The sequence below is a fragment of the Clostridium sp. YIM B02555 genome (assembly GCF_022320955.1).
GTDB lineage: Bacteria > Bacillota > Clostridia > Clostridiales > Clostridiaceae > Clostridium > Clostridium saccharoperbutylacetonicum.
Window position 1 is genome coordinate 49,634 of sequence record NZ_JAKJJY010000027.1, and the last position, 19,158, is coordinate 68,791.

Genomic DNA, 19,158 nt, shown 5'->3' on the forward strand with positions numbered 1-19,158 from the left:
TAATGAAACAAAAGTTATTAGTAATAGGCGGACCAACAGCAGTAGGAAAAACAGAGCTTTCCATAAAATTAGCCCAAAAATTAAATGGAGAAATAATTTCAGCAGATTCCATGCAAATATATAAGTACATGGATATAGGCTCAGCAAAAGTTACTATAGAAGAAATGGATGGTATTAAACATCATCTAATTGATGTAATTGAGCCTGATACTCCATTCTCTGTAGCAGATTTTAAAGAATACGGAGAAGCTGCATTAAATAGTATTATTCTTAATCATAAGTTCCCAATAATATCTGGTGGAACTGGTTTATATATTAACTCCTTAACCTGTAATATGACGTTTACTGAAGCAGAAAAAGATGATGATTATAGAAAATACTTAGAATATTTAGCAATTGAAAAAGGAAATGAATATATCCATGAAATGTTGAAAGATATTGACCCTATAAGTTATAAAGAAATACATGCTAATAACAGAAAACGTGTTATTAGAGCTTTAGAGGTATATAAACTTACAAATAAGCCATTTAGTTCATATAATGCTGGAAGTGATTTTTATAATAGTGATTATGACGTATTTTATTACGTTTTGACAATGGATAGACAAAGATTGTATGAAAGAATAAATAAACGAGTTGATATAATGATGGAAAAGGGACTTCTAGAGGAATGCATAAGACTAAAAGAGATGGGGTATACTTCAGATATTCAGGCAATGCAAGGAATAGGATATAAGGAGTTATTGTATCATTTGGAGGGAAATCTTTCTTTATCTGAAGCTGTTGATATGATAAAACAAGGTTCAAGAAATTATGCAAAACGTCAATTGACATGGTTTAGACGTGATAAAAGATGTATTTTTTTAGATAAAGATGTATTGAGTGATGATAAAATTATAGAAAAAGTATATAATGACATAATAAATAATTAAGTGTTATAATATTAGTAGAGGATTTATTACTTACTGGAGGTGTTATATTTTGGTTAATAAGCAACAAAATAATCTACAAGACATTTTCTTAAACAATGCAAGAAAAAACAAAATAACTTTAGTTATCCATTTACTTAATGGATTTCAGTTAAAGGGTGTTGTAAAAGGGTTTGATAATTTTACCGTTATTTTAGATTGTGATAATAAGCAAATGCTTATATATAAACATTCAATATCAACTATAACGCCAGCTAAACCAATTTTATTTACAGATAGTGAATATGTGGGGAATTAATAAATAGGCAAATTTTTGCCTATTTATTTTTGGGTATAAATTCATATTCATAGTAACATTCGTGATTACAAGAATATGTTAAAATAAATCAATAAACTTTGGAGGATATACTTAGATATGTTAAGAAAAACAGAAGAATTTTTAATTAATAATTATAAAATAAGTGAAAGGACTTTTGAAATATATAGACAGGCTTTAGCTGATACTGAAGCTCAATTTGAAGAGTATGATGATATTAGAGAATTCAACCAACTTAAGGTTTTAAATGCTTTTCAAGCTGAAAAAATAAGTGATTCTCATTTCACAAATACTACTGGATATGGACTTGATGATATAGGTAGAGATGCCTTAGATAAAGTATATGCTAATATTTTTAATACAGAGGCTGGTCTAGTTAGACCTCACTTTGTTAGCGGAACTCATGCAATAGGATGTGCAATTGCAGGTAATGTAATGCCTGGAGATAAAATATTATGCGTATCAGGTTTGCCATACGACACTTTACTTGGAGTACTTGGATTATCTGAGAAAAAAAATGCAGGCTCTTTAGATCAATATGGAATTAAAACAGACGTTGTAGATTTAGATAAAGAAGGTAAATTCCAATTTGATATAATTAAAGAAAAATTAAGAACTGATAGTAAAATCAAACTTATTCATATTCAAAGAAGCACTGGTTATGCTTCAAGAAAGTCATTTTTAGTTTGTGAGATAGCTGAAGTTATTAAACATATAAAAGAAGTTAGGGATGACGTTATAATCTTTGTAGATAATTGTTATGGAGAATTTATTGAAATAACAGAACCAACAGAATTTGGTGCAGATATTATGGCTGGATCACTAATGAAAAACATAGGTGGAGGTATTGCACCAGGTGGTGGTTATATTGTTGGTAAGAAAGCTTATGTTGATGCTGCTGCTAACAGAATGACTGTTCCAGGAGTAGGAGGAGAGTACGGTGCTACTTACGGTTTAATGAGAAGTTTTTACCAAGGATTATTTTCTGCCCCTCATGTGGCTATTGAAGCTGTGAAAACTGCTATCTTTTGTGCTAGAGTAATGGAAATAGCAGGATTTAAAGTATTCCCAGCATCATCTGATAAGAGAACAGACATAATTCAAGCTATAGAATTTGGAAATCCACAAAAATTAATCAATTTCTGTAGTGGAATCCAAGCAGGTTCTCCAATAGATGCTTTTGCTGTATGTGAGCCATGGGTAATGCCTGGGTATGATAGTGAGATAGTTATGGCAGCTGGAGCTTTCATCTCTGGATCAACCATTGAATTATCAGCCGATGGGCCTGTAAGAGAACCATACATAGCATATATACAAGGCGGATTAAATTTTGATCATGGTAAAATTGGTGTATTAATTGGTCTAAGCAGAGTTTTAGAAGTTAAATAAAATAATAATAAGTGATTAATTATGAATAATTTTTATTGTAGGTATTAATTTTGTAATTTGAAATTAAAATATTCACTAAATAATTAATTTATTTAAACAAATATATTATAAAAAAGATTGTATAAATTTACTGTAATTTATACAATCCTTTTAACTTATAAAATTCAAACTTTACTAAAATCAATATGTTTTATGCAAAAGATCTAAAAATACCAACGAGCTTTCCTAAAATTTTGCAGTCATCCACTATAATTGGATCCATATTATCATTTTCAGGTTGCAATCTTATATGATCTTTTTCTTTAAAGAATCTTTTAATTGTAGCACTATCATCAATTAAAGCTACAACAATATCTCCGCTTTTAGCACTTTGAGAACTTTCGATTATTGCTAAATCTTTATCTCTAATACCCACATTTATCATACTTTCACCAGATACGTGGAGTATAAACAAATCATTATCATGCTTAATATAATCTAAAGGAATCGGAAATGTATCTTCAATATTTTCAGTTGCAAGTATTGGAAGTCCAGCTGTTATTTTACCTATAATAGGAACATTAATCATTTCTTTTTTAGGCATAGAAAGTTCCGCGATTTCTAAAGCTCTAGGTTTAGATGGATCTCTTTTTATCATACCCTTTTTTTCTAATCTCTTTAAATGACCATGAACAGTTGAAGTTGATCTTAAGGATACAGCTTCACAAATTTCTCTTACTGAAGGAGGATATCCTTTACTTTCTGTATAAGATTTTAAAAAGTCATATATTTCTGATTGCTTATCTTTTTCGTCTGACATTACAAACACCTCACTATTCTTAAAATTATTATATCATATACAATTTAATATAGCAAACTAACGTTCTTTATCAATTAATAATTAGCATTTATCTTAATATTATTGCCCAAAATATAAATAATACTACCACAATTATCAATTATTATATAATATTAGAATAAAGATGGAGTTAAATTTAATAAGCTAATATATATAACTTGTATTTTTAAAGTTTTATTTGCTTTGATTAACTTTTTTTGATATAATTTTAAAGTTAAATTAGTGAAAGAGGTGTTCAAAATGACATTTAAATATACTGACGATGATTATTGCGATATTTATGAAAACAAACTTTGTGACAATTGTGGTAAATGCTTAGAAATTAATGGTATAGATACAAAAGCAATTAAAATTGAAGATATAGCTAAAACTCAAGAAGAAAATGAACTATTAGAGGAAGAGTTTTTAAATGACTTGAAGTCTAATCTAAATGATGAAGATCTAAATGAAATAGAAAAAGACAATTTAAGCTTACAAGATATATATAAAAGATTTGTAAATAACAAAACTGATTTTGACAACATCCCTGAATCCTCTGATTCTGATGATGTAGAATATGAAGATGCTTTTGAGCATATTGAATATTTAGATGAAGTTGCATCACTAGATGATTTAACTTTAGAAGAGATGACAGAAGAAATTTATCCTGGAGTTAGAAGAGTAAAAAAAGCTTAATAATTGTTGGTGCATATATTTTATCTATTTTCACATAATAAAACTGAAATATGTTTTAAAGTGAAAGGATGATATACTATGAAGCGAAAATCTACTACAGCATTAATTTTAGCAGCATTTGTTGTAGCCTCACTTTCTTTAACTGGATGTGGTAATACAGCTAGAAACAGAAATAGAAACAATAACAATTCAAATAACGTTCAAGATGGTATTAATAACACAAGATCTTATAGCCAAAATGCAGCTGATGCTACTCGAAATTCTGCTGATACTGCCAGAAACGCAACTGATAACGCTGTAAATGCTGCAAATTATACAGCTCAAAATTTTAAAAATGATATTTCTAATGCAGGATATACAGTAACTGACTGGGCTAACAACACAAAGAATTATTTTAAAGGCAAAGAAACCAACTATAAATTAGGTGGAGATGCCGTCAGACTTTACGAATACAATTCAGCCTCAGATTTAGAAGGAGATATAAACAGAATAGCTCCAAATGGAATGACCATCAATGGTACTGATGCTAAGTTTGCGAATAGCCCTTACTATTATAGAAAAGGGAATACGCTTATAATGTACGAAGGAAAAGAGCCAGCATATGTTGATGAATTCAATAGGGTTTACGGAAATCCCTTAAGACCTTAAATTATATATTTTTATTTTACAAAAGGTTATTAGTTATTGCAGACTAATAACCTTTAATTATTATTTAATAAAAGCAGAGTAGAGTGCGATATTTTTAAAATAAATCTATTATAATTTTGACAACGGATTTGATTTTACTGCATCTCTTAAAGAATCATCATCTACATGTGTGTAAATTTGGGTAGTTGAAATATTCTCGTGACCTAATATACTTTGTAAACTTCTTATATCAACATTGCCGTATTTATACATAAGAGTAGCAGCAGTGTGCCTTAATTTATGAGGCGTATATTTATCATCTGTTAGCCCTGCATTTGTTATATGTTTTTTTATCATTATTTCAACAGTTCTTTGATTAATTGGTGTATTCCTTGATGAAAGGAATAAATATTTTTTATCTTCTGGTAATGCTTTTGAATCATCTCTAACTTTCAAGTAATTATCCAGAGCTTTTAAGCAGGCATCATTCAAATAAACAGTTCTTTCTTTGTCGCCTTTACCAATAATGCTTAATGTATCACCTTTAAACTTTGTTAGTTGTATGCTGCATAATTCGGATAATCTCATACCACAATTCAAAAATAATGTAAGAATGCAGTAATCACGTTGATAGTTCTTATTCTTTTTATCAAGAGACTCCAACAAATGTAAGCTTTGATTTAATGTTAAATAAATTGGATGTCTTTTATTAACTTTGGGAGATTCAAGCTCTAAAGTTGGATTTTCTGTTATTATTTTTGCTTTTCCTTGAAGAAATTTAAAATAAGATTTTAAAGTAGCAACTTTTCTAGCTCTAGCATAAGCGCTGTTTTGTCTATATTTTTCTGTAAAAGACATGAAGGCATAAAGATCTCTTAATCTAATAGATTTTATAAATTCATCATTAATGGAAGTTATATCAATATCATCAAATTCTATTCCTTCGCTTGTTAAACCTCTATATTTTAGCATAAATCTAAAAAATATTATTAAATCCTTTCTATATGCATTAATAGTGTTTTCAGATTTATTTTTTATCGTTTCCAAGTAAGTTAAAAAATCAACTGCCGAAACCGGTAATTTATTGTTTGCAAATATATCAAAATCATAACTCATATTTTTATCTCCATTGTAATTATATTAAGCATTTCTAAATACTTAATATAATTATACCAGTAAATCTATTTTTAATCAATTAATTTCGGGAAATATGCATTTCCCGAAATTAATTTAAGCATTTTTTATTAATATTTTTATTAATTTCAGTTTATTGTATTGTTATTATATAGATTTTATTTGTATCTAAACATTAATTGCTGTATTTTTCTTTATACTTATAATTTTAACTAATTAGTTGGTCGAATAATTAATTTATAAAAAAGCAAATCACTTTTCTTAACTTATATAAATCTAGTTTTAAAACCTAAACTTAAATATTTTTTCTAGTGTTACAATTAAACATCAGTAGATTTTGACTTCGATTCTGACAAAATTCTAAATTCGAACATAATTAAAAATTATAAAAGTCACTTTTAAATAAAACTTAAATCCAATTTAAGCAAACTCAAGTTTCAGTTCAAATTTTATTGTGTTATAATAAAATTGCATTTCATTAAAGAAAATAATATTTTTATAAAGCCAAGGAGGAAATTCACAATTATGGCACAAGGAAAAACTAACGCTATGAGAATTTTAGATAGCAATGCTATTACATATTCAACTTACAATTATGAAAACAAGGACGGTAAAATTGACGGAATTGCCGTTGCACATAAAATAGGAAAAGATGTTGAATCCGTATTTAAAACATTAGTTACACAAGGTCATTCAAAAGAATATTATGTGTTTGTAGTACCTGTAGCTGAAGAATTGGATTTAAAGAAAGCAAGTAAAGCTGCTAATGAAAAAAATGTTGAAATGATACATGTTAAAGATATAAATAAAATTACAGGTTATATCAGGGGTGGTTGCTCTCCTCTTGGTATGAAAAAAGTTTTTAAAACCTTTGTTCATGACAGTGCTTTGAGTTTTAATACAATTGTTTTCAGCGGCGGTAAAATTGGTTTTCAAATAGAAATGAATCCAAACGATTTATCCAAAGTTATCGGATGTTCATTTGTTGATATTATCAAGTCCAACTAAAAAGACATCTTAAAATTTATATATAACTACTCTACTTCTTTTACTTATTCATGTCAGAAACTTATTTAATTAATTATTTATTTTTATAAAGCAAATAATCTGTGATTATACAAATACATTTAGTATGATTTAAATCACAGATTATTTTTATTTATCAAGTATCTCTATTAATCTTATGCGTTAAAATTATTTCACAACTTCTCCAACTAATGAGAAAGAATTTGCTTTTACTATTTTAACTTGAACTAATTCTCCTATTAGCTCTTTCCCACCTTCAAAGTTTACTAGCTTTCCATTTCTAGTTCTTCCTGTTAATTTCGAATCGTCATTTTTGCTAGTACCTTCTACTAAAACTTCATAGACTTTCCCTTCGGCTTTTTTATTTCCTTTAGCAATACCGTTATTTACTACTTCTACTAATCTATTAAATCTTTCATGTTTTACATCATCAGAAATTTGGTTTTCCATTTTATCTGCTGGTGTATGATTTCTTCTTGAATAAATAAAAGTAAACGCAGCATCATACTCAATTTCCCTAGCCAGCTCTAAAGTTTCATTAAAGTCTTCCTCAGTTTCTCCAGGGAAGCCAACTATAATATCAGTAGAGAATGTTGCATCCGGAATCTCTTCTCTTATTTTTTTAGCTAATTCCATGTAGTGATCTTTAGTATAATGTCTATTCATTTCTTTAAGTATTCTATCCGAACCACTTTGTACTGGCAAATGAATTTGTTCACAAACCTTATCACAATCTCTTATAGCATATATAACATCTTCTGTTAAATCCTTAGGATGAGATGTCATAAATCTGATTCTTTCTAAACCTTCAATTTCATTTACTCTTCTCAAAAGTTCAGCAAAAGATATTTTATCTTCAAGTTCTTTTCCATATGAATTTACATTTTGCCCAAGAAGCGTTACTTCTTTGTATCCACTTGCAACCATATCTCTTATTTCTTTTTCTATGTCTTCAGGCTTTCTACTTCTTTCTCTACCTCTAACATACGGAACTATACAGTATGTACAAAAATTATTACATCCATACATTATAGTTACAAATCCTTTTATGTCACTTTTCCTATCTATTGGAACTCCTTCAACAATTTCTGTTTCTTTATTGACGATTTCTTTAATTTGTACGCCTTCAGTCCTTACCCTATTTAAGTATTCTGGGAATTTGTATGAATTATGTGTACCAAAAATTATGTTAACATGTGGGTATTTCTTAAGAATCTCATCAGCCATTCCTTTTTGTTGCATCATACATCCACATATTCCAATGATCAAATCAGGATTTTTTTCTTTTTGATTTTTTAATGCTCCAAGATTGCCATAGACTTTGTTTTCTGCATTTTCTCTAACACAACAAGTATTAAAAATAATGATCGAAGCCTCATCTCTAACTTCAGTACTTTCATAACCCATTCTTTTAAGCATTCCTGAAAGTTTTTCTGAATCTTCTTCATTCATTTGACATCCATACGTTTGAATAAAGAAGTATTTTTTTTCATTAGTAATTTTTTGTTCTTCTAATTGTTCTATATTAAAATTCATTAGTATTCCTCCGTTTTAAAACAAGTTCCATAGTATTATAACAAATTATCTATATAATTGAAAGACCAAGATGAAACTCAAAAAAATAAAGAAGTCATATTACAATACAACTTCTTATTTTTATTAATTAATATGCTTGTACCAACTAACAAAGGATTGGTATTCTTTAAATCCAACTTTGGTATATAAAGCTATAGCTTTTAAATTATCCTTATCCACTCTAATATATACATCATTTATTGAATTTTGTTTACAAATATTAATTAGATATCTTAATAGCACCTCACCATAACCATGTCTTCTGTGTTCTTTTAAAATCCCAAGATTCACTATTGTATATAATCCTTTGTTATATATCACTTGTCCATAACCTACAACTTGTCCTTGATTATTATAAATAAAAACTCCAAAGTTGTTAATGTAGTACTCTTCAGCTTCTTCCCTTCTAACATCCTCTATGGTCAATGGTATTCTATTTTTGTCATTAAATACAGAATTTTGAACTTCACATCTTAATTCTTCATCTTGGCCCTCTTTAAAATGCCTAAATTTAATACAATCTTTAATAACATTAATAAAATTAGTTGTTTTAATTTTCATCAAAATATTTTTGGAATTAACATTAAAATTTAATTTTTTCATAATATTCGAATTCCTCGAACTTGCTATCATATCGTATCGAAATGTAGTTCTCTTAAAAAAAGATAACATTCTTGTATTTATCATATCCATATATTCTTCTTTCAAGTATATAGCATATATATTACTTAAGCCACTTTGAGAAGGATATTCATACCATATGTATCCAATATATTCTTTATTGACCTTAAATAGCTTTATTTGCTTTCTTATTAGATATTTTATTAAAAAATGTTCTTCATCATATATTTCAAAAAAACTTTTATTGCAAGTATAAGCATCTTCATTTTTATTATATAATTTCCTAAAATGCTCCATATTAAATAATGACAATTTTTCTAGTAAGACCATATTATTTCCTCGTTTCCCATTTTATAAATAAATTATAATTCTAATAAATTACCTAGTCAACAAGTAATAAAATGCAATCCTGTTAATAAATTTATAAGAACAACTTCCTCCATACAATATATACATATAATTATATGAAGGAAGCTAAATCTATATTCATGATAAAATAACTAAATTTTTATAAAAGATACGTTAACACCATCTACTATTAGATTCTTTATCTTTTTCTATCTTTCCTTCAAAGCCTTTGACCGTATAGTGTTCTGTCAAAACATTTGGTTCATATGAAATATAACCACCTTGATAAGGGATATAATTATCATTCATGTTTTTTTCTTCATCATTATATTGTTTACTCATAATATACCAACTCCTTCATCAATAAAAGTAGCGTGTATTACAATTATAATTATTTTGATGTTGAACACCATTGATTATTAGTAGCAGTCTTTTCTTTTTTTTGAGTAGAATCCTCTTTGTCATAAGTTAACGGAACCGAAGACCACTCATTATTACCAGCATCTTTTTTATCAGAACTTGTACGACCACCTTTTACATTTGATTGTAGATCAGTTGCATTGGGACTTACACTTGTGAAACTCGCAAAATTATTTGATTGATTTTTAATTTCATTTTTCATAATAACCACTTCCTTTCTACGAAAATATATTGTGTAGTTTAGCTTGTTTCTATCCGTATTTTATTTATCCTCAATTATCATTTTTATCATAATCTATATGTTCCAATACTTCTAAAAACATATTATACATTTCAACCTTCTTATCTTCACTAGAAAGGTATTTAGTACCAAAACTTAAAATTGTAATAAAGTATAAAGGAAATAATAAAGGACTAATTTCATTTATAAAATGATCCATGTAATAAATAATTCCGCTAGACGCTAATCCTGCTAAAAATGATGCAGTAATTCCACATCCACCACAATTATAAGAACCTAGTTTACTTTTTACAAAAATTTTTTCCATCGTAATATTAATATTTTTTTCATTTTTATACCACTTTATAATTTTGTTATATATAATAAATTTAGTTTTAGCTTTATCATTGGTTAACTTTAATATTCGTTTATAACTATCTTTGTATTTAAGGATGATTTCTTCAGTATAAATCTTATACACGTTTGTATTTTGAGTTTCTTTATTAAATTTTCTTCTAGCAAAACCTTCGCTTATTTTGCAAACACTATTATTTAACACAAAAAGCTTTCCTTCCAAAATTAATATTCCTATGACTTATATATATGTTTCAATTATCAAAGTTCGATTATCAATTATCAGCTAATCACCAAATTATTTCTGAATTTCTTTAAAAAATCAAAAACAGGAGGTTTTAATAAAAACACTCCTGAACTCGTATTATGTATTTTTTTATTTTTTCTTTGTAGAGTCTTTATTGGTCGAAACAGTTTCATCTGATCTTAACCATGAATTTAATATAGCCTCAGCAGCCTTGGATGCTTGTTCCTCTGTAATTGTAATCTTTTTATTGCCGCTTTCCTTACTCATAAAAACTCCTCCCTAATGGTTAGATTTCACAAAAAATAAAATTAATTGTGCATATTTTCTATCAATCTAATAACATAGCTTAAAGTATAAAAATCTCTATCAATTTCATATTTTATATAATGAAATCCTTCAATTAAGGTTTTTTCATCAAATATTTCACTTAATCTAAGCAAAGTTAATTTATTAATATTTCCATCCTTTGTATCAAATACCCTGGATTTTTTAATATATTGATTATCCATTAAGCCAGTTACTATATTCTCTAAATCCTCACTTATTTCTAATTCAGGAACTTCATCAAATATTCTTATACCTTTAGTGTTCTCATTTAAATTTTTTGCTTTTGTTGTGTCACAACCTAAAAATATAGTATTTTTAAATTTTGCATCACTAAAATCAACACCATCTAGGTTAACTTCTTCAAATATTGTATCTTCAAATTTAGCTTCTTTAAACTTACAACCTTTTAAATTTGATCCAACAAATTCAGCTCCTTTAAAACTACATCTAAAAAAATTACATTTTTTAAAGTGAGCCCCTCTTAAATTTGCATAATCAAAATTTGAACATGAAAAATTACAATTATAACACTTACTTCTTCTAAGATTTTTATAAATAAAATTTTTATTAGTCTTTTCTGCATTATCATAATAAAAATTTTCTGGTGCACTTCTGTTTATAGACATTATTAATATCCTTTCCTTATTGTCATAACAATTATCGTTATAAATCAATTTATTTTATATTTGTCTTTATATTCTATCACAATTTAAAGAAATTATATACACTATAGGCTTATTATATCTGGATATGAAGAAAAATATTTATAAGATTAGTTACTCAAAAAATATTAATGAGTTATTTAACAATAAGTGGATTCAAGATGTATTTACACATTTTGAATCCACTTATTATTTGCAAACTAAATTTTATTGAAGTGGCTTTAATTCTCCGCCACCGCTTAATGTTATAGTCTTTCCACCTAACCAGCTGTTTGCACTGTTAGATGCATCATAATAAATTATATTTCCATTGTCTTTAATATTTGATAAATCTGTATCCTCATCAGACAAAACAGCTATATATGAAGTTCCTGTTACTGTCCAAGTTGATGTCTTATCTAATGCTACTGTAACAGATTTTGCTGTCTTATCAGTATTTATTGTACTTATTAATGTTGAGTTATTTTTTAAATTTAAAATAACAGTACTGATATTATCACAAGTTATTGCACCTTCAAGTGTTTGACTGTCAGCATTTAATGTAACATTTCCACCATTAGATCCTTGATTCCCCCATCTTGAGGTAGCTGCTGCATTTAATAATACTCCTGAACTATTCTTTAAGGTAGCTCCTTTTAAATTAATTTCAGAATCAGTATTTGTGATAAAGAATAATGCACCTTCTACTGATGTAAGAGTTCCACCTGTCATGTTAAAATAACTGGTTCCTACACCTGAATCACCTGACATACTTTGATAAAGCATAACTCCATTTTTCTTCTCACCAGAAATTGTACAATTATTTAATGTAATTGAGTTCTTTCCTTCAACTACTGCTGCTTCTGATCCTGTAGCAGTAAGATTAGAATCCTTTGCTGTAATGTTTCCAGTTGAATATATTGCTGGCGAATCAGTTCCTGTTGTTTTAACTGTTCCATCTGTTAAATGAACTGTACCTTCACCTCTGTCTGTAGCAAGTCCAGCACAATGTGTTCCTTGAGTGTTTACTTTTGTATTTTTAGCAATTATAGTTCCATTATAAGTTGCATCTAAACCTCTTGAAGAATTTTTAGTTGTATTAATAGTTACATTTGAAACATTTATTATAGATGCATCACCTGTTGCAAAAATTCCATTCGAACCTTCAGAATCTGTGTTTATTGCACTGTCGCTAATTGTTATATTACTAGCCCCTGCTGCAACTACTCCACTATTTACTCCATAAAAATTACATTCATCTTCAGAAGTTGTATCTCCTGATTTATTAATAGAAGCTCCTGAAATATTTATATTTCCTCCATTGGCAGCTAATACCCCATTTTGGTCTGCTGTAGTATCAGTGATTTTTTCATTTGCAGAAGTTTTTGTTTCCCCATTTGCTGAATATGTTGCTGTTAATGTAAGCTTACCAGTTTGATCTCCTCCAGTATAAGTAGTATTATTAGATTTTACAGTAATGCCTGATACATTTCCTGTACTATCATAATCTATACTTAATATTTCACCTATAGTTATATCTGCTAAAGTACCTGCTATAGCTTTACTACCTTTTGCTACCGAGATAATTCCTTCATTTTTAATTTCAATAGTCTTTTCTTCTCCATTTGTTTTAAATGTAGTTGTACTTGAATTCCCCATTCCTGGTGCTCCATCACCTTGTGGCATTTCTGGAGGCGTTCCACTATTATCTCCAGTCCCTTGACCATCTACTGATTGATCTCCAGCTGTTTTATCAAGTGGTGCTGAATTGTTGTTTTGAGTATTTGTTTCGCCTACTGGCTTCTCTGGGGGAGCAGAACTTTGTCCTTGTCCATTGGCTGTATTTGAATTTGTTGTAGTAATTTCTTCTCCTAAAGAGATAGTAATTTTACTTCCATCAATTCCTTTAACTTTTCCAAGTAATGTAGTATTTTTACTTTGTTCTGCTGTTACAGTTGTTGAAGTCACCTCAGCGCTAGCTGTCTTATTTGCACATCCAACAAAAGTACTTCCTATTATAAAACTTGCAACTAAAACTGCTATAATCTTGTTATATTTTTTTCTTATCATATTAATTCCTTCTTTCAAAAATAGTTTTATTATCATTGATAACTTTTAATATCAATGCTTTTATTTCTAATTATTTATTGTTTTGTTCTTGTTTATGTCTGTATTGTAAAACATTAACCTTAAATTAGTCTTAAAGAATTATTTCAGGTTAATTTAAGGAAACTATGCTAAAATTAAATTGCATATATAAGGAACGATAATTTGACTTACAGATATTTTTATCCTTTGTGTGATTTAAGATTTTATTTTTTACATTAACATTAAAACTAATTATAAAATCTCAAATGCATATTTATTTAAGAAATGAGGTAAAACCATATGAGAATACTTATAGTTGATGATGAAATCAGATTAGCTGAAGCCTTAGGCCAAATAATGATTCAAAATAAATATATTGCTGATATAGTTAATGATGGTGAATCTGGATATGATTATGCAATGAGTGGTATATATGATGTTATTATATTAGATGTAATGTTGCCTAAAATGAATGGCTTTGAAATAGTTCGTAAAATGCGAGAAAATAATGAAAAGACACCTGTAATATTATTAACTGCAAAAGATGAAATTGCAGATAAGGTAACCGGCCTCGATTGTGGAGCTGATGATTATTTGACAAAACCTTTTTCGCCCGAAGAATTACTTGCAAGAGTTAGAGCATTATCAAGAAGGCAAGGCGAAATAGTTTCTAATGAACTTAAATTTGGAGATTTAGTTTTAAATCAATCTGCAAATACACTTTTATGTAATAGTAAATCAATACACTTAGGTTTAAAGGAATTTGAAATCTTAAGATTATTAATGTCTAATCCAACCAGTATTATTACAAAAGAAGATTTGATATTAAAGGTTTGGGGTTCTGATTCTAATGCTGAAGATAATAATGTTGAAGTATATATTTCATTTTTAAGGAAGAAGTTTTTCTTTTTAGGTTCAACTGTAACAATAGAAACAGTTAGAAAAATAGGATATCATTTAGGAGAAAATAAAAAATGATTAATAAATTAAAAAAGATGTTTGTCTTTATTAACATGATTTTGATAATTATTATTCTTATTTTTACTTTTGGAGCTGTGTACATTTCTACCAGCAATAGACTTGTACGAGAAAGTAATGATACTCTTCAAAAAACCATTGAACAGGAAAATGAAATATTAAAAAAACAAATTAACATCGGAGAACAAAATGTTGATTCTCTTCCACCACAACCACAAATTATTTCTTTTGCAGTTCAATTAGATACCAACAACAATATAACTAATGTATATTACAATAATATAGATAAATCCGATATTGTCACCCTAAATACATTAGTAAATTCTGCTTTAGCAAATGCAAATTTAAAAGGAATAATTCAAAATGAAAACTTCCGATTTCTAAAATATCCAAATGAAAAAGGAATGAAAATTGCCTTTACTGATAGAAATTTAGAAATAAACACCCTAAACTCTTTATTAAAAACATTTATTTTAGTTGGAATTGGAAGTTTAATTGCTTTTTTTATTGTTAGTTTATACTTAGCTAATTGGGCAGTTAAGCCAACAAAGAAATCTTGGGAACAACAAAGGCAATTTGTTGCAGATGCTTCTCATGAATTAAAGACTCCACTTACAGTTATATTAGCAAATGCTGATATTGTTTTATCACATAAAGAGGACACTATATATAATCAAGTTAAATGGATTAATTATATTAAAGCTGAAGGAGAAAGAATGACAACTTTGGTTAATGATCTTTTATTTTTAGCAAAATCTGATGCTAATAAAAATGATCTTGTTCTGTCTAAAGTAAATTTTAGTGATATCATATGGAACTGTGTTCTTCCCTTTGAATCAGTTGCTTTTGAAGAGGAAAAACTAATTGATAGCGAAATAACTCCAGACCTTTATATAAATGGAGACAATAATAGATTAAAACAATTAGTATGTATTCTTATTGATAATGCAATAAAATATTCAAAGGAAAGAGGTACTATAAAAGTAACCTTAACTAAAGTTCAAGATAAAGCAGTACTATCGATTAATAATGAAGGTGAACCTATTTCAAAAGAAAAAATCCCCTATATATTTGAACGCTTTTATCGAATAGATGAATCAAGAGCCAGAAAAAAAGATGGTTATGGTTTAGGACTGGCTATTGGAAAGACAATAGCGGATTCTCATAATGGTAAGATAGCTGTTAAAAGTTCTAAAGCTGAAGGTACTACTTTTAGTGTTGCTTTCACATTGGCAAAAAATACTTAGAACTAAAAATATTCTGAAGAATATCTATGGTAATATTCTTCAGAATATTTTGCATTTTGTATAAGTCTTAGTTCATTCTAATATTTATTATTTATTGTTATATCTTTGCCTCTAGAAACTCTTTTTGTCCTTAATTCATCTCTTTCTTTTTCAACATAAGATTTAACTTTCGACTGTGACATACTACCAGATTGTAAAATCAGTTTTTCTTTTTTATCTTTAGACACTCTAATCACCTCCCATCTAATTTATAGTATTAGTGTTATGGCGATAGTTATGTATACAAAGAAAATTATTAATTCATTTCACCAATAAACCAATTAATAAATTGAACTGCAGTTCTTGGTGATCGAGCATTATACCATCTTACCCATTTTAATGCTTCTTTATGCAAATATTCTTTATCAACCTCTAACCCTCTAGCTTTAGCTATATTATCAACTATTGTTAAATATTCTTTTTGATCTGGAGAATAAAATGATACTGTCATACCAAATCTATCAGCTAAAGATAACTTCTCTTCTATTGCATCATTTGCATGAATCTCATCACCGGATCTTTCACTAAAAGTTTCTTTAACTAAATGTTTTCTATTCGTTGTTGCATAGATTAATATGTTATTTGATCTATTTTCTACTCCACCTTCTAATATAGTTTTTAACGCTGAATAACTTGCTTCCCCTTCCTCAAAAACTAAATCATCAACAAAAATTATAAATTTTAGTTTTTTATCCTTAAGAATTCTTATTATCCTAGTAAAGTCTACTAGTTTACTTTTATCAACTTCAATAAGTCGTAACCCTTCATTATAAAATTCATTTATAATAGCCTTAACAGTTGATGATTTTCCTGTTCCTCTTGAACCATATAATAGAATATTGTTGGCTGGATAACCTTTCAAAAATTGCTTAGTATTGCTTATAATCGTTTCTTTTTGATCTTCATATCCAACCAAATCTTGTAATCTCACTGGATCTGGAGTTTTTATTCCCCTAAGATACTTTCTATCATTTTCATGTTCCCAAACAAAAGCCCTATATTCTCCAAATTCCCCTGTACCATATTGATTATAAAAACTTATAATCTCATCTAAATATTGTGCCCAATTATTATTAGAAACAATACGCTTTTTTAACTTATTTATAGCTTTTTCTGATTCAGCTTCATCATCTTCAAGTTTTAAATCAATAAGTGATTGAATTATATCTATTTGAAAAGTCTTAGCTTTGCTTTTCGATATAATTGCTTCTTTAATATTAGATGATTTGATATTAGCTATATTTTCTAAAGCTTCAAGCTCAAATTTCACTTGATTTAATATGCTGATATTATTTAAATTATTATTATCAATAATCCTTGTGAAAGGATTACTATCTAAAAACAATATATCTATTATAAATTTTTTAAAGCAAGTATTGCTTGTCACATCTAATAAAGAATAGATAAAATCATTATATAGATCTATAGCTTTCTCAGCAGATATTTTATCTTTTTCTATATACTTTAATAATGCTTTATATTTCCTTATCACATTATTTTCTTTAATGTTTGTAAATATACATAACGAATTTATCATTATCCTTGTTTTGCTTATTTGCTCAAATTCCAGATTCATATAAACGCCCCCATTTATTAGTATTAAATAATATTTTACTACTATTTCTAAAACAATACCATTATTTTTATATATAAATTCTTATTTAATACTATCTTTAAAGTTAATACCAAAATAGGAACTCAGAGTTGACATATATTTTATTAATGTTATAATAAACATGCACTTTTTGTGCGGGTGGGTGAGGGAGATTTGAAAGTTGGTTGAAAGGATGGAAAAATTATTTAAACTAAAAAAACACAAAGTTACAATTAAAAGCGAAATTTTAGCAGGACTAACTTCTTTTGTTGCATCAATGTACATAATTATTGTAAATGCAAATATATTAAGCGATGGAGGTATTTCTGTTAAACCACTAATTATAGCTACAGCACTCTCCTCAGCTGTAAGCTGTCTACTAGTTGCATTTGTAAGCAACACCCCACTGATAATTATGCCAGGTATGGGAGTGAATGCATTATTTACTTATACTTTAATTCGTACTCTTGGTCTAGATTATCATCAAGCATTAGCTTCAGTTTTTATCTCAGGAATAATATTTGTGATAATAGCAATTACGCCATTATCAAAGCATCTTATGAAAGCTATTCCATATAATTTAAAGCAAGCTATTACTGTTGGTATAGGATTATTTATAACCTTTATTGGTTTACAAAAATCAAAAATCATCGTATCAGATGCTTCCACCATGTTAAAACTTGGTGATATTACCAGTCCAGAAGTTATAGCTTTTATGCTTATTATGGTTATTACTTTAATACTATTTTTAAAAAATGTGCCTGGAGGTTTCTTGATTTCAATAACTTTAGGTACATTACTTTGTATGTGTTTAGGTATAATTAACTTAAACAATGTTCATTATACAATGCCTAATTTCAATGAATATAATGATATATTCTTCAAATTAGATTTTAGTGGATTAAGCACAGTTAAATTCTGGATAGGAACCTTTTCATTAACATTAGTATTGGTTTTTGAAAATATCGGCATACTTCATAGTCAAGTTTCAGATTTACTTAAAGCTCCTGATAAAACTAATAAAGCATTAATGTGTACTTCATTTTCTACTATAATATGCGCACTTAGCGGTACAAGCCCTGCTGTATCGACTGTTGAAGGTACTGCTGGTATTACAGCTGGTGGAAAAACAGGATTTGTTAGTATGTTTACAGGTTTGCTATTTTTATTATCAATATTCTTTATACCATTTATTTCTCTAATACCTGATGTAGCATTAGCACCAATTCTTATAATAATCGGATGTCTAATGAGCCAGAATTTAAAGAATATAGATTTTAATGATTTAAGTGAATTATTTCCAAGCTTTGTAACTATTATATTAATGCCATTAACATATAGTATCGTAGATGGAATAGCTTTAGGTTTTATCCTATATCCATTGTGTAAGCTATGCCATAAAAAAGGCAAAGAAGTATCTAAAATCATGTATAGTACTTCATTTATTTTCTTGCTATATTTCGCAGCAAATTCTTTTATTAAGTAATACATTCAAAATTTGAATAATAATAGAACAAAAAAAGTA

General features: G+C 27.8%; 21 protein-coding genes. 9 read left to right on the top strand and 12 right to left on the bottom strand.

What is annotated here, in order from left to right; genetic code table 11:
• Positions 1-2: 2 nt before the first annotated feature.
• The 3 genes from miaA (at position 3) to L3B98_RS25390 (ending at position 2,634) form a co-directional block, all read left to right on the top strand.
• Positions 3-932: a tRNA (adenosine(37)-N6)-dimethylallyltransferase MiaA gene (miaA, locus tag L3B98_RS25380; RefSeq protein ID WP_015393313.1), complete on the top strand. Its 930-nt coding sequence runs from the start codon at positions 3-5 to the stop codon at positions 930-932.
• A 49-nt stretch (positions 933-981) separates the two neighbouring features.
• Positions 982-1,227, top strand: coding sequence for an RNA chaperone Hfq (hfq, locus tag L3B98_RS25385; protein WP_077363626.1), 246 nt, complete (start codon positions 982-984; stop codon positions 1,225-1,227).
• Positions 1,228-1,344: 117 nt separating this feature from the next.
• Entirely contained in the window at positions 1,345-2,634 is a 1,290-nt protein-coding gene (locus tag L3B98_RS25390) for a methionine gamma-lyase family protein (RefSeq protein WP_238918739.1), read from the top strand.
• Positions 2,635-2,824: 190 nt separating this feature from the next.
• On the opposite strand, the gene lexA is transcribed toward L3B98_RS25390, so the two are convergent.
• Entirely contained in the window at positions 2,825-3,433 is a 609-nt protein-coding gene (gene lexA, locus L3B98_RS25395) for a transcriptional repressor LexA (protein ID WP_015393316.1), read from the bottom strand.
• A 279-nt stretch (positions 3,434-3,712) separates the two neighbouring features.
• Here lexA and L3B98_RS25400 point away from each other — a divergent pair, with 279 nt between their 5' ends.
• Complete coding sequence (locus tag L3B98_RS25400) at positions 3,713-4,147, top strand: hypothetical protein (protein ID WP_015393317.1); 435 nt, start codon at positions 3,713-3,715, stop codon at positions 4,145-4,147.
• A 78-nt stretch (positions 4,148-4,225) separates the two neighbouring features.
• Positions 4,226-4,795, top strand: a complete 570-nt coding sequence (locus L3B98_RS25405) for a hypothetical protein (protein WP_015393318.1) — start codon at positions 4,226-4,228, stop codon at positions 4,793-4,795.
• 108 nt (positions 4,796-4,903) lie between these two features.
• On the opposite strand, the gene L3B98_RS25410 is transcribed toward L3B98_RS25405, so the two are convergent.
• Positions 4,904-5,890: a tyrosine recombinase XerC gene (locus tag L3B98_RS25410; protein WP_238918740.1), complete on the bottom strand. Its 987-nt coding sequence runs from the start codon at positions 5,888-5,890 to the stop codon at positions 4,904-4,906.
• A gap of 543 nt (positions 5,891-6,433) precedes the next feature.
• Between L3B98_RS25410 and ybaK the strand changes: the two genes are divergently transcribed.
• Positions 6,434-6,916 (top strand): Cys-tRNA(Pro) deacylase, encoded by a 483-nt coding sequence (gene ybaK / locus L3B98_RS25415; RefSeq protein ID WP_238918745.1) that lies wholly within the window; start codon positions 6,434-6,436, stop codon positions 6,914-6,916.
• 186 nt (positions 6,917-7,102) lie between these two features.
• On the opposite strand, the gene miaB is transcribed toward ybaK, so the two are convergent.
• The 8 genes from miaB to L3B98_RS25455 all read right to left on the bottom strand — a co-directional run bounded on the left by miaB (position 7,103) and on the right by L3B98_RS25455 (position 13,757).
• Complete coding sequence (gene miaB / locus L3B98_RS25420) at positions 7,103-8,470, bottom strand: tRNA (N6-isopentenyl adenosine(37)-C2)-methylthiotransferase MiaB (RefSeq protein ID WP_077363634.1); 1,368 nt, start codon at positions 8,468-8,470, stop codon at positions 7,103-7,105.
• Positions 8,471-8,593: 123 nt separating this feature from the next.
• Positions 8,594-9,460, bottom strand: coding sequence for a GNAT family N-acetyltransferase (locus L3B98_RS25425; protein ID WP_077363637.1), 867 nt, complete (start codon positions 9,458-9,460; stop codon positions 8,594-8,596).
• 192 nt (positions 9,461-9,652) lie between these two features.
• Positions 9,653-9,820, bottom strand: coding sequence for a hypothetical protein (locus tag L3B98_RS25430; protein WP_015393364.1), 168 nt, complete (start codon positions 9,818-9,820; stop codon positions 9,653-9,655).
• Positions 9,821-9,869: 49 nt separating this feature from the next.
• Positions 9,870-10,100 (bottom strand): hypothetical protein, encoded by a 231-nt coding sequence (locus L3B98_RS25435; protein ID WP_015393365.1) that lies wholly within the window; start codon positions 10,098-10,100, stop codon positions 9,870-9,872.
• Between the two features lie 70 nt (positions 10,101-10,170).
• Complete coding sequence (locus L3B98_RS25440; protein ID WP_173696421.1) at positions 10,171-10,677, bottom strand: hypothetical protein; 507 nt, start codon at positions 10,675-10,677, stop codon at positions 10,171-10,173.
• Positions 10,678-10,848: 171 nt separating this feature from the next.
• Positions 10,849-10,986, bottom strand: a complete 138-nt coding sequence (locus tag L3B98_RS25445) for a hypothetical protein (protein ID WP_173696422.1) — start codon at positions 10,984-10,986, stop codon at positions 10,849-10,851.
• Between the two features lie 41 nt (positions 10,987-11,027).
• Entirely contained in the window at positions 11,028-11,672 is a 645-nt protein-coding gene (locus L3B98_RS25450; RefSeq protein WP_015393368.1) for a pentapeptide repeat-containing protein, read from the bottom strand.
• A 243-nt stretch (positions 11,673-11,915) separates the two neighbouring features.
• Positions 11,916-13,757, bottom strand: a complete 1,842-nt coding sequence (locus L3B98_RS25455; protein WP_238918747.1) for a hypothetical protein — start codon at positions 13,755-13,757, stop codon at positions 11,916-11,918.
• 318 nt (positions 13,758-14,075) lie between these two features.
• Between L3B98_RS25455 and L3B98_RS25460 the strand changes: the two genes are divergently transcribed.
• Together L3B98_RS25460 and L3B98_RS25465 are read left to right on the top strand one after the other, a co-directional pair.
• Positions 14,076-14,753, top strand: coding sequence for a response regulator transcription factor (locus L3B98_RS25460; protein ID WP_077363644.1), 678 nt, complete (start codon positions 14,076-14,078; stop codon positions 14,751-14,753).
• Positions 14,750-16,000: a HAMP domain-containing sensor histidine kinase gene (locus L3B98_RS25465; protein WP_238918748.1), complete on the top strand. Its 1,251-nt coding sequence runs from the start codon at positions 14,750-14,752 to the stop codon at positions 15,998-16,000. Before L3B98_RS25460 ends, L3B98_RS25465 begins: the two co-directional genes overlap by 4 nt.
• Before the next feature lie 77 nt (positions 16,001-16,077).
• On the opposite strand, the gene L3B98_RS25470 is transcribed toward L3B98_RS25465, so the two are convergent.
• Together L3B98_RS25470 and L3B98_RS25475 are read right to left on the bottom strand one after the other, a co-directional pair.
• Positions 16,078-16,227: a hypothetical protein gene (locus L3B98_RS25470; protein WP_015393372.1), complete on the bottom strand. Its 150-nt coding sequence runs from the start codon at positions 16,225-16,227 to the stop codon at positions 16,078-16,080.
• A 68-nt stretch (positions 16,228-16,295) separates the two neighbouring features.
• Positions 16,296-17,615, bottom strand: a complete 1,320-nt coding sequence (locus L3B98_RS25475; protein ID WP_077363648.1) for an ATP-binding protein — start codon at positions 17,613-17,615, stop codon at positions 16,296-16,298.
• A gap of 211 nt (positions 17,616-17,826) precedes the next feature.
• Between L3B98_RS25475 and L3B98_RS25480 the strand changes: the two genes are divergently transcribed.
• The gene (locus L3B98_RS25480; RefSeq protein ID WP_173696498.1) at positions 17,827-19,119 is read left to right on the top strand and encodes an NCS2 family permease; all 1,293 of its coding nucleotides are present in this window, start codon (positions 17,827-17,829) and stop codon (positions 19,117-19,119) included.
• The last annotated feature ends 39 nt before the right edge of the window (positions 19,120-19,158 follow it).

Coding starts and splice junctions, on each gene's coding strand:
- L3B98_RS25425 (WP_077363637.1), bottom strand. CDS start 9,460: ATGGTCTTACTAGAAAAATTGTCATTATTTAATATGGAGCATTTTAGG.
- L3B98_RS25455 (WP_238918747.1), bottom strand. CDS start 13,757: ATGATAAGAAAAAAATATAACAAGATTATAGCAGTTTTAGTTGCAAGT.
- L3B98_RS25465 (WP_238918748.1), top strand. CDS start 14,750: ATGATTAATAAATTAAAAAAGATGTTTGTCTTTATTAACATGATTTTG.
- L3B98_RS25480 (WP_173696498.1), top strand. CDS start 17,827: ATGGAAAAATTATTTAAACTAAAAAAACACAAAGTTACAATTAAAAGC.
- L3B98_RS25435 (WP_015393365.1), bottom strand. CDS start 10,100: ATGAAAAATGAAATTAAAAATCAATCAAATAATTTTGCGAGTTTCACA.
- L3B98_RS25410 (WP_238918740.1), bottom strand. CDS start 5,890: ATGAGTTATGATTTTGATATATTTGCAAACAATAAATTACCGGTTTCG.
- miaB (WP_077363634.1), bottom strand. CDS start 8,470: ATGAATTTTAATATAGAACAATTAGAAGAACAAAAAATTACTAATGAA.
- L3B98_RS25475 (WP_077363648.1), bottom strand. CDS start 17,615: ATGAATCTGGAATTTGAGCAAATAAGCAAAACAAGGATAATGATAAAT.
- L3B98_RS25460 (WP_077363644.1), top strand. CDS start 14,076: ATGAGAATACTTATAGTTGATGATGAAATCAGATTAGCTGAAGCCTTA.
- L3B98_RS25450 (WP_015393368.1), bottom strand. CDS start 11,672: ATGTCTATAAACAGAAGTGCACCAGAAAATTTTTATTATGATAATGCA.
- L3B98_RS25430 (WP_015393364.1), bottom strand. CDS start 9,820: ATGAGTAAACAATATAATGATGAAGAAAAAAACATGAATGATAATTAT.
- L3B98_RS25445 (WP_173696422.1), bottom strand. CDS start 10,986: ATGAGTAAGGAAAGCGGCAATAAAAAGATTACAATTACAGAGGAACAA.
- lexA (WP_015393316.1), bottom strand. CDS start 3,433: ATGTCAGACGAAAAAGATAAGCAATCAGAAATATATGACTTTTTAAAA.
- ybaK (WP_238918745.1), top strand. CDS start 6,434: ATGGCACAAGGAAAAACTAACGCTATGAGAATTTTAGATAGCAATGCT.
- L3B98_RS25390 (WP_238918739.1), top strand. CDS start 1,345: ATGTTAAGAAAAACAGAAGAATTTTTAATTAATAATTATAAAATAAGT.
- L3B98_RS25405 (WP_015393318.1), top strand. CDS start 4,226: ATGAAGCGAAAATCTACTACAGCATTAATTTTAGCAGCATTTGTTGTA.
- L3B98_RS25400 (WP_015393317.1), top strand. CDS start 3,713: ATGACATTTAAATATACTGACGATGATTATTGCGATATTTATGAAAAC.
- miaA (WP_015393313.1), top strand. CDS start 3: ATGAAACAAAAGTTATTAGTAATAGGCGGACCAACAGCAGTAGGAAAA.